Here is a 17,386-nt window from a genome sequence, read left to right as displayed (position 1 = left end):
ATGAAATCCGCTGACCTTGACTATTAAGGGGGCGATGGTTTTCGACATTGATTTGACGCAAAAAAATCAGGGGCATTGCTGTTAGTTTCCCCCGCGATGAACACGCATCCTGCATGGAGAAAATCAATGGACGTCAGCCGCAGAAAGTTTTTTAAAATCTGCGCAGGCGGTATGGCCGGAACAACAGCTGCTGCCCTGGGTTTCGCACCCAAAATGGCGCTGGCTCAGGCGCGTAATTACAAATTATTGCGCGCCAAAGAGATCCGCAACACCTGCACATACTGTTCCGTGGGCTGCGGGCTATTAATGTATAGCCTGGGCGACGGCGCGAAGAACGCGAAAGAAGCCATTTATCATATTGAAGGGGATCCCGATCACCCGGTCAGTCGGGGCGCTTTATGCCCGAAAGGGGCGGGGCTGCTGGATTATGTTCACAGCGATAACCGTCTGCGCTATCCGGAATACCGCGCGCCAGGCTCTGACAAATGGCAGCGCATCTCCTGGGACGATGCCTTTACCCGTATCGCCAGACTGATGAAAGCCGACCGTGATGCCAACTTTATTGAGAAAAACGAGCAGGGCACCGTGGTCAACCGCTGGCTTTCAACCGGGATGCTGTGCGCCTCGGCGGCGAGTAACGAAACCGGGATGCTGACGCAGAAGTTTGTGCGTTCGCTCGGCATGCTGGCAGTGGATAACCAGGCGCGCGTCTGACACGGACCAACGGTAGCAAGTCTTGCTCCAACATTTGGTCGCGGTGCGATGACCAACCACTGGGTTGATATCAAAAACGCTAACGTCGTGGTGGTGATGGGCGGCAACGCCGCTGAGGCCCATCCGGTGGGATTCCGCTGGGCGATGGAGGCGAAAAACAACAACGATGCGACGCTGATCGTCGTCGACCCGCGCTTTACGCGTACGGCTTCGGTCGCCGATATCTATGCGCCGATTCGATCCGGGACCGACATTACCTTCCTGTCGGGAGTGCTGCTGTACCTGATTGAAAACAACAAAATCAATGCGGAGTACGTTAAGCACTACACCAACGCCAACCTGCTGGTGCGCGATGATTTTGCCTTCGAAGATGGCCTGTTCAGCGGCTACGACGCTGAAAAACGGCAGTACGACAAAACGTCGTGGAACTATCAGTTCGACGAAAATGGCTACGCCCTGCGCGATGAGACCCTGCAACATCCGCGCTGCGTATGGAACCTGCTGAAGCAGCATGTCTCCCGCTATACGCCGGAAGTGGTGGAGAATATCTGCGGAACGCCGAAAGCCGACTTCCTGAAAGTGTGCGAAGTGCTGGCTTCCACCAGCGCCGCGGACCGGACCACCACTTTCCTGTACGCATTGGGCTGGACGCAGCATACCGTCGGCGCGCAGAACATCCGCACGATGGCGATGATCCAGCTGCTGCTCGGCAACATGGGGATGGCCGGCGGCGGCGTTAACGCATTGCGCGGCCACTCCAATATTCAGGGCTTAACCGACCTCGGCCTGCTGTCGACCAGCTTGCCTGGCTATCTGACGCTGCCGTCTGAAAAACAGACCGATCTGCACACCTGGCTGACGGCGAACACGCCAAAAGCAACGCGACCGGATCAGGTGAACTACTGGAGCAACTATCCGAAGTTTGCGGTCAGTCTGATGAAAGCGTTTTACGGCGATGCGGCGCAGAAAGAGAACGACTGGGGCTTTAACTGGCTGCCGAAATGGGATCAGGCTTACGACGTCATCAAGTATTTCAACATGATGGATAAAGGTCAGGTCACGGGCTATATCTGCCAGGGCTTCAACCCGGTGGCCTCGTTCCCGGACAAAAACAAGGTGGTCCGCAGCCTGAGCAAGCTGAAGTACATGGTGGTTATCGACCCGCTGGTGACCGAAACCTCGACCTTCTGGCAAAACCACGGCGAGTCGAACGATGTTGACCCGGCGGCGATTCAGACCGAAGTGTTCCGTCTGCCCTCCACCTGCTTTGCTGAAGAGGATGGGTCGATTGCCAACTCCGGGCGCTGGCTGCAGTGGCACTGGAAAGGCCAGGATGCGCCGGGCGAAGCGCGTAACGACGGCGAAATTCTGGCCGGGATTTACCATCGCCTGCGCGAGATGTATCGCCGTGAAGGCGGCAAAGGCGCGGAACCGCTGCTGAAGATGAGCTGGAGCTACAAGCAGCCGGATCATCCGGAGTCGGAAGAGGTGGCGAAAGAGAACAACGGCTACGCGCTCGAGGATCTCTACGACAGCAACGGCGTTCTGCTGGCGAAAAAAGGCCAGCTGTTGAGCAGCTTCGCGCTGTTGCGCGATGACGGCACTACGGCCTCGTCCTGCTGGATCTACGCCGGTAGCTGGACGGAGCAGGGTAACCAGATGGCCAACCGCGATAACGCCGATCCGTCAGGGCTGGGCAATACGCTGGGCTGGGCCTGGGCGTGGCCGCTGAACCGACGCGTGCTGTACAACCGGGCGTCGGCGGATATTAACGGCAAGCCGTGGGATCCGAAGCGGATGTTGATCCAGTGGAACGGCAGCAAGTGGGCGGGGAACGATATTCCTGACTTCAATACCGCCGCGCCGGGCAGCAATACCGGGCCGTTTATCATGCAGCCGGAAGGGTTGGGGCGTCTGTTTGCGCTCGATAAGCTGGCCGAAGGGCCGTTCCCGGAACATTACGAGCCGATGGAAACGCCGCTGGGGACCAACCCGCTGCATCCGCATGTGATCTCCAGTCCGGTGGTGCGTCTGTATGAAGAGGACGCCCTGCGCTTAGGGAAAAAAGATAAGTTCCCTTACGTCGGCACGACCTATCGTCTGACCGAGCATTTCCATACCTGGACCAAGCATGCGCGGCTCAACGCCATCGCCCAGCCGGAACAGTTTGTGGAAATCAGCGAAGGGCTGGCGCAGGCGAAAGGCATTGCCAACGGCGATCGGGTGACGGTGAGCAGCCAGCGCGGCTTTATTCGCGCGGTGGCGGTGGTGACTCGCCGTCTGCGGACCCTCAACGTTCACGGCCAGCAGGTGGAGACCGTCGGGATCCCGCTGCACTGGGGCTTTGAAGGGGTGGCGCAGAAAGGCTATATCGCCAATACCCTGACGCCAAACGTCGGCGATTCCAACTCGCAAACGCCGGAGTATAAAGCGTTTCTGGTCAACATCGAGAAAGCGTAAGGAGCGATTCAATGGCGATGGAAACACAAGACATTATTAAGCGCTCCGCAACCAACCCGATAACCCCCGCGCCGCGTGCGCGGGACTACAAGGCGGAAGTGGCTAAGCTAATTGATGTCTCCTCCTGCGTGGGCTGCAAAGCCTGCCAGGTGGCCTGTTCCGAGTGGAACGATATCCGCGACGAGGTGGGGCATTGCGTCGGGGTGTACGATAACCCGGCGGACCTGAGCGCAAAATCCTGGACGGTGATGCGCTTTAGCGAAACCGAGCAGAACGGCAAGCTGGAGTGGCTGATCCGTAAAGATGGCTGCATGCACTGCGAGGAGCCAGGCTGTCTGAAAGCCTGTCCTTCCGCCGGCGCGATTATTCAGTACGCCAACGGCATCGTCGATTTTCAGCAGGAGAACTGCATCGGCTGCGGCTACTGCATTGCCGGCTGTCCGTTTAATGTCCCGCGTCTCAATAAAGAGGATAACCGGGTCTATAAATGTACCCTCTGCGTGGATCGCGTTAGCGTCGGTCAGGAACCGGCGTGCGTGAAAACCTGCCCGACCGGCGCCATCCATTTTGGCAGCAAGAAGGAGATGCTGGAGGTCGCGCAGGAGCGGGTCAACAAGCTGAAAGCGCGCGGCTATTCACAGGCCGGGGTATACAACCCGCAGGGGGTGGGCGGTACCCACGTGATGTACGTCCTGCACCATGCTGACCAGCCTGAGCTGTACCACAATTTGCCGAAAGAGCCGCAGATTGATACCAGTATTAATCTGTGGAAAGGGGCGCTGAAACCGCTGTCAGCGGCCGGTTTTATCGCTACCTTTGCCGGGTTGATTTATCACTACATCGGCATCGGGCCGAACAAGGAAGTGGATGACGACGAGGAGGAGCATGATGAATAAATCGAAAATGATTGTGCGCACAAAGTTTATCGATCGCGCCTGTCACTGGACGGTGGTTATCTGCTTCTTTCTGGTGGCGCTCTCCGGGATCTCGTTCTTTTTCCCGACGCTGCAGTGGCTGACGGAAACCTTCGGTACGCCGCAGATGGGGCGCATTTTGCATCCCTTCTTCGGCGTGGCTATCTTCATTGCGCTGATGTTTATGTTTGTACGCTTTGTCCACCATAACATTCCGGACAAGCAGGACATCCCGTGGCTGAAGGGCATTGTTGAAGTGCTGAAGGGCAATGAGCATAAAGTGGCCCGCGTCGGCAAATATAATGCCGGGCAGAAGATGATGTTCTGGACCATCATGAGCATGATTTTCGTGCTGCTGGTGACCGGGGTGATCATCTGGCGTCCCTGGTTTGCCCCTTTCTTCCCGATCCAGGTCATTCGCTACAGCCTGCTGATTCACGCCACCTCGGCGATTATTTTGATTCACGCCATCCTGATCCATATGTATATGGCATTCTGGGTGAAAGGGTCGATTAAGGGGATGGTCGAAGGGAAAGTCAGCCGTCGCTGGGCGAAGAAACACCACCCGCGCTGGTATCGCGAGGTTGAGCGCCTGGAAGCGAAAAAAGAGAGTTCGGAAGGCATCTCGTCCCGCCGTTCCTGACCGATTCATGGCGCGACCCGGTCGCGCCATGTGCTTTCAGCTCTCGCTACGCAGGACTTCCAGCCCAACGCGCTGGCCGTAAGAGAGTTCCAGCGTATTGCCATCCGGGTCGCGGAAAAAAACGTAATAGCCCACCGGTTCCCCAAGTTGCTCCGGCTCCTTTCTCAGCACGCCCTCCCGCCGCGCCATCGCGGTTTTCACGTCGATCTCCGCTTTGGTCGCGCAGGCGACACCTAAATGACCAAACGGCCCCAGCGGGGTATCGGTCGGCTCGTCCGCCTGCACCAGCACCAGGGCGAATAAGCGGGTACGATCGCTTAACCACGCCACGTGGCGTGCGGAGGGAAGATTCGGCGAGCGCCGGTGAATCACCTGCATGGCGGTATAACGGGTATAAAAATCGATGCTCCTGTCGAGATCCCGCACCATAAAGGCGACGTGGGTAAAACCGCTGTCAATCTCATGCATATCATGTCCTTATTGTGGTCTGACGAGGATGCGTTAAGGGTAATACCTGAAGTTAACTTGAGGTAAACGGCGGATTTGTCGATTTGAGCTCCCCAGAAAAGGGGGGCTTTGCCCGCCACGGTACCGAAGGGCCGAGGCGGACAAGGCGGAGTCCGGGCTCAGAAACGCTCGGCAATAAAACGGAAAGGGTAATCGGCCGTTTTCACTTTGCCAATTTTACGTTTGGGTAATTTGACCGGTTCGGTATGGACGCTCTTATAGGGGATCTGCGACAGCAGATGCGTAATGATATTCAGGCGCACGCGCTTCTTCTCTTCCGAACGGGCGACAAACCACGGCGCCCAGGAGGTGTCGGTGGCGGCAAACATCGCATCCCTGGCCTGCGTGTACTCATCCCAGCGGTTAAATGACTTGATATCCATCGGTGATAATTTCCAGATTTTTCGCCCGTCATCAATGCGGTCGCGCAGCCGACGTTCCTGCTCTTCCGGCGTCACCTCGAGCCAGTATTTGAGCAGGATGATGCCGGACTCCACCATCGACCGCTCTACCAGCGGCGCGCCTGCAAGGAATTTTTCCACTTCGTCGGCGCTGCAAAATCCCATCACCCGTTCAACGCCGGCCCGGTTATACCAGCTGCGGTCGAAAATGACGATTTCTCCGGCGGCCGGCAGATGCGGGATATAGCGTTGAAAATAGAGCTGGGTCTTCTCCTTGTCGGTTGGTGCCGGCAGGGCGATCACCCGGAACACACGCGGGCTGACCCGCTCGGTGATCGCTTTGATGGTGCCACCTTTACCGGCGCCATCGCGGCCTTCAAAGACAATGCAGACCTTCAGTCCCTGACTGACCACCCACTGCTGCAATTTAACCAGCTCAACGTGGAGCTTGCGCAGCGCTTTTTCATACTCTTTGTCGCCAAGCGGCTTCATTTTGGTCGAACCCGCTACACCCTTGGCCTTCTTGTTGTTTCCCATGGCTATCGCTCCGTTCTGAGAGGGGAAATGGGACCCGTGTACCGTAAAGTGTAATCACCCCGGGCCAGAGTGGCGGACATTATGACAATTCCGCGGGTTAACGGCTGAAAGCGGCAAGGCGTCACGCGGCAGAAGGCATGAAACTTGTCCAGATTTGGACAAGTTTTCTCTTTTCATTCCGCCAGCGAGCGCATACCGTTTGCCGACTCTTTGCCATCAGACCGCCAGGTCTGGCTCCTGAGGATTGCCCGTAGGGCTGGCGTTAACGCCTTCGGGAGCGAACTAAAAAGGAATTGACCGATGAAAACAGCGAACGGTATAGCCATTTTTTTGGGATGCGCACTGACCTTTTCCGTCAGCGCGATGGATAAAACGGCCGGTGGCGCCGTGGCGGGGGCCGCCGTGGGGGCGCTAAGCGGAAAAAGCGTGCGCTCTACGGTACAAGGCGCGGTCGTCGGTGGCGGTATCGGCGCCATGACTGAACACGGCGACAAAGGCAAAGCCGCACGTACCGGCGGGGCCATCGGCGCCGCAGTCGGAGCGGGCGCCGCAGCCGTTTCCGGCAACAGCGTGCTGCAGGGCGCGGCGCTGGGCGCCGGGGCCGGCGGCATGATCGGGAAAGCGACCCACTAACGCTCTCCAGCCGTATTGCGCTGCGATACGGCTGACTGCCTCTGCGTCACGCCGACGCGCCGGCCATCCTCTCTGATTCATCTCTCCCGCCCCCAGACTCACATGCAGGGATCGCGCTATTTTATGGACAAACGGGTCAGCGGACGTTTTTGTCTGGTTTGCCGATCCTGAGTGGTCAATAATGCCGGCCGAAAATCCAAACTACGTGATTAACTGAATGAAAAAGACGATTTTTTCGCTCGCGCTGGGTACGTTTGGCCTGGGCATGGCGGAATTTGGCATTATGGGTGTGTTGCCGGAAATTGCTCACGATGTCGGGGTCTCCATTCCTGTCGCCGGCAACATGATCGCCTGGTATGCCTTCGGGGTGGTGATTGGCGCGCCGGTGATGGCGCTGTTTTCCAGCCGCTTTTCATTAAAGTCGGTGATGCTGTTTCTCGCGGCGCTCTGTATTGTCGGGAATACCTTGTTTACCTTTTCTTCCAGCTATTTCATGCTGGCGACAGGGCGGCTGGTGTCCGGCTTCCCGCATGGCGCCTTTTTCGGCGTCGGGGCGATTATTCTGTCGAAGGTGGCGCCGCCGGGTAAAGTGACCGCTGCGGTGGCGGGAATGATTGCCGGGATGACGGTGGCTAACCTGGTCGGCGTCCCCGCCGGGACATGGCTTGGGCATCAGTTCAGCTGGCGCTATACCTTTCTGGGCATTGCCGTCTTCAACGTGGCGGTGCTGATGTCGATTCTCTGGTGGGTACCGACCGTCTTTGATCGATCCACATCGCGGCTGCGGGAGCAGTTTCACTTCTTATCGTCGCCTGCGCCGTGGCTTATTTTTGCCGCGACCCTGTTTGGCAACGCCGGGGTGTTTACGTGGTTCAGCTACATCAAACCCTTTATGATCCATGTCTCCGGATTTTCCGAAAGCGCGATGATCGCCATCATGATGCTGGTAGGGCTGGGGATGGTTATCGGTAATCTGCTGAGCGGGAAAATCTCCGCTCGCTACAGCCCGCTGCGCATTGCGGCCGCCACCGACGGCGCCATTGTGGTGGTGATGCTGCTGATCTTTCTCTTTGGCGACCATAAAACGGCATCGCTGCTGCTGGCATTTTTGTGCTGTGCCGGACTCTTTGCGCTGGCGGCGCCGCTGCAAATCTTATTGCTACAGAATGCGCGGGGCGGAGAGATGCTGGGGGCGGCCGGCGGGCAGATAGCCTTCAACCTCGGCAGCGCGATCGGCGCATTTTGCGGCGGGATGATGATTACCTCGGGCTTTGGCTGGAATGCGATTGCGCTCCCGGCGGCGTTACTCTCCTTCCTGGCCATGACATCCCTGTTGATTTACGCCCGCGGCCAGCGAAACCGCATCGCGGCGGGCGCGGTGAATTAATCGGTTTCCCACGGTTCGCCAAGGGTCAACATCAGGCGGTTAGCCCATGCGAAAAAGGCCGCCGATTGCAGTAAATCGAGCTGGGCCAGCGTGTCCAGCCCCTGTTCTTCAAGGCCATGAAGATGCGCTGTGGTCAGGGCTGGCGGCGTGACGGAAAGGGCGGCGGCAAAGTCTATTTCCGCCCGCCAGCGCGGCGACTGGCCGTCGCTCAATGTTTCCCCCGGCGTCACCGCCAGCAGCGTTTCTATCGCACTCTCATCTTTTGCCAGCTGCGCCGCCTTGCGGGCATGGACCGATGCGCAATAAATACAGCCGTTAACTTTACTGGCGACCGTGGCGGCCAACTCCCGTTCCGCACGCGGCAGACCGCCTGGGGTGTAGAAGATGCCTTTGTCGGTCAGCGTACGCTGCTCCAGCACCGGCTGATTGCGCGCCAGCAGCCGGAAGTAGGGGGAATCCGTATGGCCAAATTTCGCCAGAATCGCCCGTTCGTCGTCGTTGAAGGCTTCCAGCGGTTTGGCCTCAAGCCAGGGCTCCCAGTTGAGCTCATCTCGGGTGAAATGTCCCGGGGCGGGCCTACCGCTGACCGTTTGCCGGGTGGTATGCCAGAAACCGGCCGCCACCGGCGTATCGGCGCTGGCAAAGGGTTTGCCGTTCAATAACCGCAGACCATTGAGCAACCGGCTCTGGAAGCTGACGAAGGCGATCTGCTGGGCGAGGGTGACTATCCCCCGCGGGGTCCAGCCGGCGCGGGTAAGCGCCTGCAGCGCCGCAGGCGTGGCTTCCACCGGGCTGAAGGTTAACAGGCGGGCAAACGCCAGCGCCGGTGTCAGCCGCGCGGAGGTCGGGTCGGCGAGGCCAAAACCGGCATAGTGGGCGGCCAGCGCATCGGCCTGATGCAGTTTCGCCACTTTGGCGGCGACGGCAAAACGCTCATCGGGTGGAAAATCCTCATCCTGCTGGCTGAACAGCACCTCATAGCTGCCCTGCGCATGGCGGGTCGCTGCGTCGCGCACGGCCCGGGCCTCGGCTAACGGGGAACCCGGGGAAATCTCTGCCAGCTCTGCCAAAATATCCTGACTCAGTGTCATGGTGACTCCTACCTTAGTTGCGGGGCGATATGCTGAGCGATCAGCTCAAGGGAACGCAGCGTGTCACGGTGCGCGGGCTCAACGGAGTGGACCTGGAACGAAATATCGGTGACGCGGGCCAGCACGCTGTCCCGCGCCAGAGACGCCTGTACATGTTCGACATCCCCGACGTGGGCATCCAGTTGCGACAGATGGTCGGTGACAGTGTCACCGATTATTTCATGCCCGGCGGCGCGATGCGCCGCCGCCTGCTGGCGTAATCCGGGTGCTGCAACCTGCAGAGCGTACTCCTGGCTGTCGGCAATAAAGGCGGTGCGCGAGGCGAGGATCCTTGGCGCTTTGCCGGCGGGCAGCGCCGCGAGGTAGGCATCGATCAGCGGATTCTGGATGGCATCAAGCGCTAAATATGGCTGCCCGGGCGGGCGCGGCTGCGTGCGGGAGAGCATCAGGCCGTGACCGGCCTGACCGGCGCGAATGGCACCGTCAATTGAAAACGTCGCTATCCAGATCCGTTCAGCCAGCTGCGGCGCCGGCGGGTAGAGATGGTTTTCTGGATGGGCCAGTGAATCACCGCGCCAGGCGCTGTGGATCAGATGCAGATTATCGGCAAAGGCGGCGCCCCGCTGTTCGCTGGTTAAGCCAAACGGCAGAAATGAAGTGGGCGTACCGCCGGAGCCAAAGCCGACTTCAAGACGCCCGTTGGCCAGGAGATCCAGCACCGCCGCGTCTTCGGCGACCCGCAGTGCGTTCTCCATCGGCAGCGTAATAATGGCGGTACCGAGGCGAATATGTTCGGTCTGTGCCGCTACGTGGGCGAGAAAGACCAGCGGCGAAGGCAGGCCGCCTTCATGCTCGTGGAAGTGATGCTGGGCAATCCACGCGCTGTCAAAGCCGAGACGTTCGGCGTGGCGAATCTGTTCGGTTGCCAGCCGGTAGCGCTCTTGCGCAGGGGCAGAGTCCAGCAGGCGGGTGAAAAAACCCAGGCGTTTACGCGTCATGCGATCTCCTTGCTCAGAGTGGACAGGTGGGGAATAGCGGCGATGAGTTCACGGGTATAGTCGTGCTGCGGCTGGCTAAACAGGCGGTTGACCTCGCCGTATTCCACAACCTGACCGGCGCGCAGTACCGTGACGCTCTGCGCGATGCGACGCACCGTCGCCAGGTCGTGGGTGATAAACAGATAGGTCAGCCCCAGCTGTTGCTGGAGCTGCTGAAGCAGGGCCAGAATCTGCGCCTGCACCGTGACATCCAGCGCGGAAGTCGCTTCGTCGAGGACCAGAATCGTCGGCTCCAGCACCAGCGCCCGGGCAATGGCGACCCGCTGGCGCTGGCCGCCGGAAAGCTCGCGGGCGGTCCGCGTCAGCAGCTCCGGCGCCAGTGCGACCCGGGCGGCAACCGCCTCGACCCGGGCACGACGGATGGCCGGGCTCAGCGGTTCGAAATTTTTCAGCGGCTCTTCGATAATCTCAAACAGGGTCTGACGCGGGTCGAGCGAGGCGAACGGGTTCTGGTAGACGAACTGAATTTTACGCCGCAGCTGACGCTGCGCCTCGCGACTTAAATGACCGGCATCGATACCATCGATGGCGATGTGGCCGCGATCGGCCTGTTCAAATCCGAGCAGAATCCGCGCCAGCGTGGTTTTGCCCGAACCTGATTCACCCACTAACGCATGGGTTGTACCGCGTTTCACCTCAAAGCTGACGGCGTCAAGCGCCTGCAGCCCGGCGTCGCCCAGCGAAAAACGTTTACTGATATCCGCGACCCGGATAGCGGCCGTCGCCGGATGGCGGCGCTGCGCTGCCCCTATTGTCGGCTGGATTCCCTGCAGATCGCTCAACAGCTGGCGAGTGTAGGCGTGTTGCGGTGCGCGGATAACATCCGCCGTAATGCCCTGTTCCTGAATTTCTCCGTGGCGAAAAACCAGCAGCCGGTCGGCACGCTGCGCCGCCAGCGCCAGATCGTGGGTGACGAGCAGTACCGCCGTCCCGGACTCCCGGCGCAGGGTATCGAGGAGGTCGAGAATACGTTTTTGTACGGTGACATCGAGGGCGCTGGTTGGCTCGTCGGCAATGATCAAGTCCGGCTTCAGGGCAATGGCGATCGCAATTAACACCCGCTGCTTCATGCCGCCGGAGAGCTGATGCGGATACTGATGAAAACGCTGTTCGGGGTGGCTGAGGCCAACTTTGCTCAGCAGGGCCAGCACCTGCTGCTTACGTACGGCGGCGGGCTCTTTCTGGTGCAGACGCAGAATTTCGCCAACCTGCGCGCCGATCGTTTGTACCGGGTTCAGGGAGTTGCCCGGGTCCTGCGGGACCAGACTGATGCGCGTACCGCGCAGACTATCAAGTCGTTTCCCCGACCAGCCGCTGATATCCTCGCCATTGATCTCCACTCGTCCACTGTCGCGTCGGGCATTGTTCGCCAGCAGGCCGATAATGGCCTGGGCGGTGGTGGTTTTGCCGGAACCCGACTCCCCGACAAATGCCAGCATTTCACCGCGTTGCAGGCTGAAACTGACGTTATGCACCACTTCCTGCCAGCGGTGCTGCGAGCGGTAGCTGATGCGCAGGTTTTCCACGCGTAATACGTTCATGAGCGCTCTCCGCTAAATTGACGGCTGATGCGGTTGGCCGCCAGCACCACCGCGACGACCGCCACGCCGGGAAAGGTGGTCAGCCACCAGGCGGTTGAGAGATAGTTACGGCCTTCGGCAATCAGCAGCCCCCATTCCGGCACCGGCGGCGGGGTCCCGTAGCCGAGAAAGCTCAGGGTGGAGAGGGCGAGAATCGCCTGGCCAAACTGCAGCGTGGCGAAGGCCAGTACGGCGGTGAGGGAATTAGGTAAAATATGCCGCCAGAAGACGGCGAAGAAAGTGCCGCCGCTGCCAAAGGCCGCTTCGACGTAGTCGCTGTGCCGCACGCGGACTACTTCCGCTCGCGCCAGGCGGGCAAAACTGGCAATGGCGGCAACGCCCACGGCAACCGCGGCGTTCAGCGTGCCGAAGCCAAGCAGGATAATCACCGTTAATGACAGCAGCAGCGACGGGATGGCCAGCAGGACGTCAACCAGCCGCATCACCAGCGACTCGACGCGTCCGGCAACGGCTCCGGCCAGCGTACCGAGCGCGGTGCCGACCAGCAGCCCGATAGCGACGGCCGCCAGCGCGGCGGAAAGAGAGTGGACCGCGCCATAGACGATCCGCGTCCACAGATCGCGTCCCAGCTGGTCGGTTCCCAGCCAGTGGCCGACCTGCGGCGCCAGACGCTGCGCGCCGGAGGTCCCTTCAAGCGGGTTATAGCCGCTGAACAGCTGCGGGGCGAGCGCCATCAACAGCGCGGCGATCATGATGCTCCAGGCGAGCCATAGCCCCGGCTGGAAACGCAGCGGTCGACGGCCGGGCGCCCGCCGGCGGGCGGCGGTAGCGTAATCAACGAGGCTCATACCACTCCTCCGGTCACTGTTTTCAGGCGGGGATCGAACAGCGGCATCAGCAGATCCACCAGCAGGTTAATCAACACAAACGCGAGGGCGGAGATCATCACCACCGCCTGTAAGACGGCAATATCCTGATTGTTGACCGCCTGCTGGGTCAGTTGACCCAGACCGCCGCGGCCGAAGACGGTTTCGGTAATCAATGCGCCGGCGATCAACTCCCCCAGCAGCAGCCCGGCGATATTCAGCGCCGGTAGCAGGGCGTTGCCGGTAACGTGTCGCCACAGGACGCCGGTTTCACTCATCCCTTTGGCGCGGGCGACGGCGACAAACGGCAGGGCGGCCACCTGGTCCATGCTGCGCATCAGGATCTGCGCCAGCGGGGCGGAAATGGGCACCGCGACGGCAATGATCGGCAGTATCAGGCCCTGTAGCGGGCCGGGGTTGATCACCGGGATCCAACGCAGCTGGAAGGAGAAGAGTTGAATCAGCGCAATGCCCAGCCAGAAGGTCGGCAGCGAGATAAACAGCACCGGCAAAGATTGTAATGTATTGCTCAGCCAGCGCAGCCCCGGCAGGCGTGAGGCGAAGGCCAGGCTAAAGGCCAGCACGATAGCCAGTATAAACGCCGGGATCGCGAGGCTGAGCGTATCCGGCAGGTTGCTGGCCAGCAGCGTACTGACCGCAATACCCGCCTGTAACGAGTAGCCAAAATCCCCCTGCAGCATCGCCGCTAAGGTGTGGAAATACTGCGTCCAGATTGGGCTGTCGGCGCCGTAGGCGATACGCATATCGGCGATTTGCGCCGGACTGAGACCCAGATCCGGATTCTGGAACTTGATCAGTACCGCGTCTCCCGGCAGCACCTGCAGCAGCACGAAGGAGAGGGTGAAGGCCGCCCACAGCACCAGTAAACTCTGGCCCAGACGTCGCAGAAGGTTATGGCTCATCCCATGCTCCTCAGTGCTTTTCCAGCCAGCTGCCGTAGAACGACGGACGACCAACGGCTTCAAAACTCACCCCCTTCACCCACGGCGCGCCGGCAAAGACCTGCGGCTCTTCAAATATCGGGATCACGTAGGCGTTATCCAGCAGATAGCGCTGGGCATCCCCGGTCAGCTGCAGGCGTTTTTGCGCATCGACTTCGGCGGAAATCGCGGTCAGCAGATCGTTAAGCTTATCGTCGCGGAAGTGCTGCACTTTGTCGCTGGAACCGCCTTGTTGCAGCAGGGCATCGCGGTTGGTCGGGAAGAACATGCTTTTCACCACGTCCGGGTCGGCGCGACCCACTTCTGAAACGGTCAGCGGGGTCTTCAGCGGATCGAGGTTATCAATTACCCGGCTACCGGCATCGCCCGCTTTTACGCTCAGCGCCGCCCCCACCTGGCGCCACTGCTGGGCGATCAGCTGGAGCACCTCTTTGTTTTGCGGCTGCGGCAGCGATTCATAGACCGTCAGCGCCAGGCGCTGGCCATCTTTCTCTCTGATCCCGTCGGCGGCCGGTTGCCATCCGGCTTCATCGAGCAACTGTCTGGCTTTGGCCTGATCGAAGGTCAGCTTGTCGCTCAGATTGACATACCCTGCCGCCGTGCTGGCGATAGCCGAGGTCGCCTGCGGGTAGTTGGCGGAGAACAGCGTATCAACCACCTGTTTTGCATTGGTGGCATGCAGCAGCGCCTGGCGGACGCGCAGGTCGGACACCAGCGGGTTATCCGGGCGGAAACTCAGGCTGTCATTGACGCCGCGGGTGGGGGCGGCATAAATCCTGAATCCCTGGTCGGTCGCCTGCTTTTCATCGTAGGCCTGGACCTGGCGGATAAAGTCGGCCTGACCCGCCAGTAACGCCCCGATACGCACGCTGTCTTCCGGGGTGACGATAAAGGTAATGCCGTCGAGGTTGGCCGGCCCCTGTTGAGCCAGGTTTTTCGGCCCCCACTGGTAATCCTTACGGGCGACCAGCGTCAGCTCGCGACCCGGCTTTTCATCTTTAACGATAAAGGGTCCGGAGCCGATAATATTGCGCGCGTCGCCGAGCTCGTCGAAATTACGCTGCAAGGTGCTGAGAGAGACCAGCCCGGAGCCAATGGTGGCGGTACCCTGCAGGAATCCTGGCGACGGTTTTTTGAAGTAAAACTTCACCGTTAGCGGATTGATGACTTCGCTATGGTCGTAGTTGTTGATCACTTCAGAGACCGGCAGCCGGTGGGCTTTATTGCCGAGACCGTAGGTATCAAAATTTTTGGCCACCGCGTTGGCATCCAGCGGGGTACCGTCGGAGAAGGTGATGCCCGGACGCAGCGTAAAGGTGTATTCGGTTTTGTCGGCGTTCGTGACCCAGCTCTCGGCAATCCACGGTTCAACCGCCAGCGTCTTCGGGTTTTGCCAGGTGAGCTTATCGGTTATCTGATTGAGAATGCCGCCGTTGGGATAGAAGCCTCCGGCCGGTGGATAGAGATTGGTGTGCGGCTGCTGCTCCAGATAGATTAATGTCCCGCCTTTGACCGGCGTATCGGCGGCCCAGGCGGAAAAAGCGCCGGATAAAAAGAGGGCTGCCAACGCGGGCAGACGAAAACGGCTTTGCATGGTGAATTCCTTTGTTATCTATTGTGTTGCCATCATCGGGCGCGGATATAAACAAAGGAACCAACGAATTGCGCTAAGCATTTGCGGAAAAGGCATTTACCGCGTCGGGGAAATATTCTATGTGGGTAACAGCCGGAGGAATGCGTTCATGCCGGATGGCCAGCGTCATGAAACGGCCTCTCCCTGAGCGGGAGAGGCGCGAGGCTTAGCGGCGGAAATCGATAACCATACGGCCGCGAATTTGCCCCTGTTCCATCTCTTTAAAGATGGCGTTGATGTCGCCCAGCGGACGCAGCGTCACTTTAGGAACGACTTTCCCTTCGGCCGCGAACTGGAAGGCTTCGGTCAGATCCTGACGGGTGCCGACCAGCGAGCCCACCACTTCGATACCATCCAGTACCAGACGGGGAATATCAAGGCTCATGGCTTCCGGAGGCAGGCCAACGGCCACCACGCGGCCTCCGGCGCGAACGGCGTCAACGGCGGAGTTAAACGCCGCTTTGGCGACAGCGGTGACGACGGCCGCGTGAGCGCCGCCGGTTTTTTCCTGAATCACCTTCGCCGCATCTTCATTGCGGGAGTTAATGGTCAGATCTGCGCCCATCTCGGCCGCCAGCGCCAGCTGCGCATCGTTAACGTCGATGGCGATGACTTTGGCATTGAACACGTTTTTCGCATATTGCAGCGCCAGGTTGCCGAGGCCACCAAGACCGTAGATGGCAATCCATTGGCCCGGTTTAATATGGGAAACTTTCACCGCTTTATAGGTGGTAACACCCGCGCAGGTGATGCTGCTGGCGGCAGCAGAGTCGAGGCCGTCCGGCACTTTGACCGCATAGTTAGCGGTGACGATGCACTCTTCAGCCATGCCGCCGTCTACGCTGTAACCGGCATTTTTTACCGAACGGCAGAGCGTTTCGTTGCCGCTGTTACAGTAATCGCAGTGCCCACAGCCTTCGAAGAACCACGCCACGCTGGCGCGGTCGCCCGGTTTCAGGGAGGTGACGCCCGGACCAACCTGCTGTACAACGCCCACGCCTTCATGGCCCAGAATCACGCCGGTTTTATCGCCAAAATCGCCGTTTTTCACGTGCAGGTCGGTATGGCATACGCCACAGCACTCCATTTTCAACAACGCCTCTCCATGTTGCAGGGGACGCAGTGTTTTTTCCGTCACATCAACCTGATGATCGTGGGTAACAACGGCTGCCTTCATGTTTACTCCTTGAATTTTGAAGAAAAAATGGGTGTTTACTCTTAAATAATACTCATTAAGGATTAACCCTTATAGTCAGGAATGCAAGGGAGCTAGTGAAATATGTGGTCTAGAGCAACACTAATAGCGCAAAATTCGAGCATATGTGTGAATTTTGGCTGTTAATAATTATGCAATGAGGTCGTCATATTCTGTTCATGGCTAAGCGGCAGGCTGTTACAGGCAAATTTCTTATAACAACAGAGTGATACTACAATGCATCTGGTAAAAACTATCCTCGCCGCATCGCTGTTCCTGTCTGCCGCCGCTCAGGCCCACAACGTACTGGACTTTCCGCAGCCGGAGAACAACCCGGAAGAGTTTTACGCGGTCACGGAAATTCCGACGGGCGGTATCATCAAATATGAGACCGACGCGAAGACGGGATTTATTATAGCCGATCGTTTCCAGTCGATGCCGGTCGCCTATCCGGCTAACTACGGTTCACTGACCCAGTCGCTGGCGGGAGACGGCGATCCGCTGGACGTGGTGTTCTACACGCGTGCACCGATGGCGCCGGGGACGCTGATTAAGCTGCGGGCAATCGGCGTCCTGAAGATGATCGATGGTGGGGAAAAGGACGATAAGATTATTGCCGTGCCGGCGAGCAAAATCGATCCGACCTATGATGACATCAAGAATATCAGCGACCTGCCTGCCATTGAGCAGGAGCGGCTGCAGGCCTTTTTCCGCGTCTATAAGCAACTGCCTGACGGGCGTAAAAAGGTGGAGCTGAACGGCTTTAACGATGCCGCTGCGGCAAAACAAGAGATTAAGCAGGCATGGGATGCGTGGAAAGCCAAAAATCCACAATAAGATAAAA

General features: G+C 59.2%; 15 protein-coding genes. 6 read left to right on the top strand and 9 right to left on the bottom strand.

All coding sequences use genetic code 11. From position 1 onward, the window contains the following. The first annotated feature begins 126 nt into the window (after positions 1-126). From fdnG to fdnI, 3 genes are read left to right on the top strand one after another with little or no spacing between them, the layout of a single operon-like run. Positions 127-3,174, top strand: coding sequence for a formate dehydrogenase-N subunit alpha (fdnG, locus tag DSD31_RS13360; protein WP_113991105.1), 3,048 nt, complete (start codon positions 127-129; stop codon positions 3,172-3,174). A gap of 11 nt (positions 3,175-3,185) precedes the next feature. Further along, complete coding sequence (gene fdxH, locus DSD31_RS13355; protein ID WP_015584385.1) at positions 3,186-4,070, top strand: formate dehydrogenase subunit beta; 885 nt, start codon at positions 3,186-3,188, stop codon at positions 4,068-4,070. After that, positions 4,063-4,731 (top strand): formate dehydrogenase-N subunit gamma, encoded by a 669-nt coding sequence (gene fdnI, locus DSD31_RS13350; RefSeq protein WP_004861726.1) that lies wholly within the window; start codon positions 4,063-4,065, stop codon positions 4,729-4,731. The genes fdxH and fdnI overlap by 8 nt, the downstream gene beginning before the upstream one ends. A gap of 36 nt (positions 4,732-4,767) precedes the next feature. Here the strand turns inward: fdnI and DSD31_RS13345 are convergent, their stop codons facing one another. After that, entirely contained in the window at positions 4,768-5,199 is a 432-nt protein-coding gene (locus DSD31_RS13345) for a VOC family protein (RefSeq protein ID WP_004861729.1), read from the bottom strand. A 158-nt stretch (positions 5,200-5,357) separates the two neighbouring features. Beyond that, positions 5,358-6,176, bottom strand: coding sequence for a polyphosphate kinase 2 (ppk2, locus tag DSD31_RS13340; protein WP_004861730.1), 819 nt, complete (start codon positions 6,174-6,176; stop codon positions 5,358-5,360). Positions 6,177-6,476: 300 nt separating this feature from the next. On the opposite strand from ppk2, the gene DSD31_RS13335 reads away from it, so the two are divergent. Together DSD31_RS13335 and araJ are read left to right on the top strand one after the other, a co-directional pair. Beyond that, positions 6,477-6,809 carry a hypothetical protein gene (locus DSD31_RS13335; RefSeq protein WP_004861735.1) on the top strand — a complete coding sequence of 111 codons (333 nt, stop codon included), beginning with the start codon at positions 6,477-6,479 and terminating at the stop codon, positions 6,807-6,809. 217 nt (positions 6,810-7,026) lie between these two features. Continuing rightward, positions 7,027-8,196 carry an MFS transporter AraJ gene (gene araJ, locus DSD31_RS13330; RefSeq protein WP_004861738.1) on the top strand — a complete coding sequence of 390 codons (1,170 nt, stop codon included), beginning with the start codon at positions 7,027-7,029 and terminating at the stop codon, positions 8,194-8,196. Here araJ and DSD31_RS13325 read toward each other — a convergent pair. The 7 genes from DSD31_RS13325 to adhP all read right to left on the bottom strand — a co-directional run bounded on the left by DSD31_RS13325 (position 8,193) and on the right by adhP (position 16,524). Beyond that, positions 8,193-9,287, bottom strand: coding sequence for an alkylhydroperoxidase domain protein (locus DSD31_RS13325; RefSeq protein WP_113991104.1), 1,095 nt, complete (start codon positions 9,285-9,287; stop codon positions 8,193-8,195). The two genes, araJ and DSD31_RS13325, sit on opposite strands and share 4 nt — an antisense overlap. Before the next feature lie 8 nt (positions 9,288-9,295). Further along, complete coding sequence (locus tag DSD31_RS13320; protein WP_015584382.1) at positions 9,296-10,285, bottom strand: putative FMN-dependent luciferase-like monooxygenase; 990 nt, start codon at positions 10,283-10,285, stop codon at positions 9,296-9,298. Then, the gene (locus DSD31_RS13315; RefSeq protein WP_004861748.1) at positions 10,282-11,886 is read right to left on the bottom strand and encodes a dipeptide ABC transporter ATP-binding protein; all 1,605 of its coding nucleotides are present in this window, start codon (positions 11,884-11,886) and stop codon (positions 10,282-10,284) included. Before DSD31_RS13315 ends, DSD31_RS13320 begins: the two co-directional genes overlap by 4 nt. Further along, complete coding sequence (locus tag DSD31_RS13310) at positions 11,883-12,734, bottom strand: ABC transporter permease (RefSeq protein WP_004861751.1); 852 nt, start codon at positions 12,732-12,734, stop codon at positions 11,883-11,885. Before DSD31_RS13310 ends, DSD31_RS13315 begins: the two co-directional genes overlap by 4 nt. After that, positions 12,731-13,675 carry an ABC transporter permease gene (locus tag DSD31_RS13305; protein WP_004861753.1) on the bottom strand — a complete coding sequence of 315 codons (945 nt, stop codon included), beginning with the start codon at positions 13,673-13,675 and terminating at the stop codon, positions 12,731-12,733. The genes DSD31_RS13310 and DSD31_RS13305 overlap by 4 nt, the downstream gene beginning before the upstream one ends. A gap of 10 nt (positions 13,676-13,685) precedes the next feature. Further along, positions 13,686-15,308, bottom strand: a complete 1,623-nt coding sequence (locus DSD31_RS13300) for a TIGR04028 family ABC transporter substrate-binding protein (RefSeq protein ID WP_004861755.1) — start codon at positions 15,306-15,308, stop codon at positions 13,686-13,688. 205 nt (positions 15,309-15,513) lie between these two features. Continuing rightward, the gene (gene adhP, locus DSD31_RS13295; RefSeq protein ID WP_004861757.1) at positions 15,514-16,524 is read right to left on the bottom strand and encodes an alcohol dehydrogenase AdhP; all 1,011 of its coding nucleotides are present in this window, start codon (positions 16,522-16,524) and stop codon (positions 15,514-15,516) included. A gap of 255 nt (positions 16,525-16,779) precedes the next feature. On the opposite strand from adhP, the gene DSD31_RS13290 reads away from it, so the two are divergent. After that, complete coding sequence (locus DSD31_RS13290) at positions 16,780-17,379, top strand: inorganic diphosphatase (RefSeq protein WP_004861761.1); 600 nt, start codon at positions 16,780-16,782, stop codon at positions 17,377-17,379. Positions 17,380-17,386 lie beyond the last annotated feature (7 nt).

This window comes from Klebsiella sp. X13, assembly GCF_003323835.1.
Taxonomy (GTDB): Bacteria; Pseudomonadota; Gammaproteobacteria; order Enterobacterales; family Enterobacteriaceae; genus Klebsiella; species Klebsiella ornithinolytica.
Note: the sequence above shows the minus strand (reverse complement) of the source record. Positions and strands in the feature narration are given on the sequence as shown.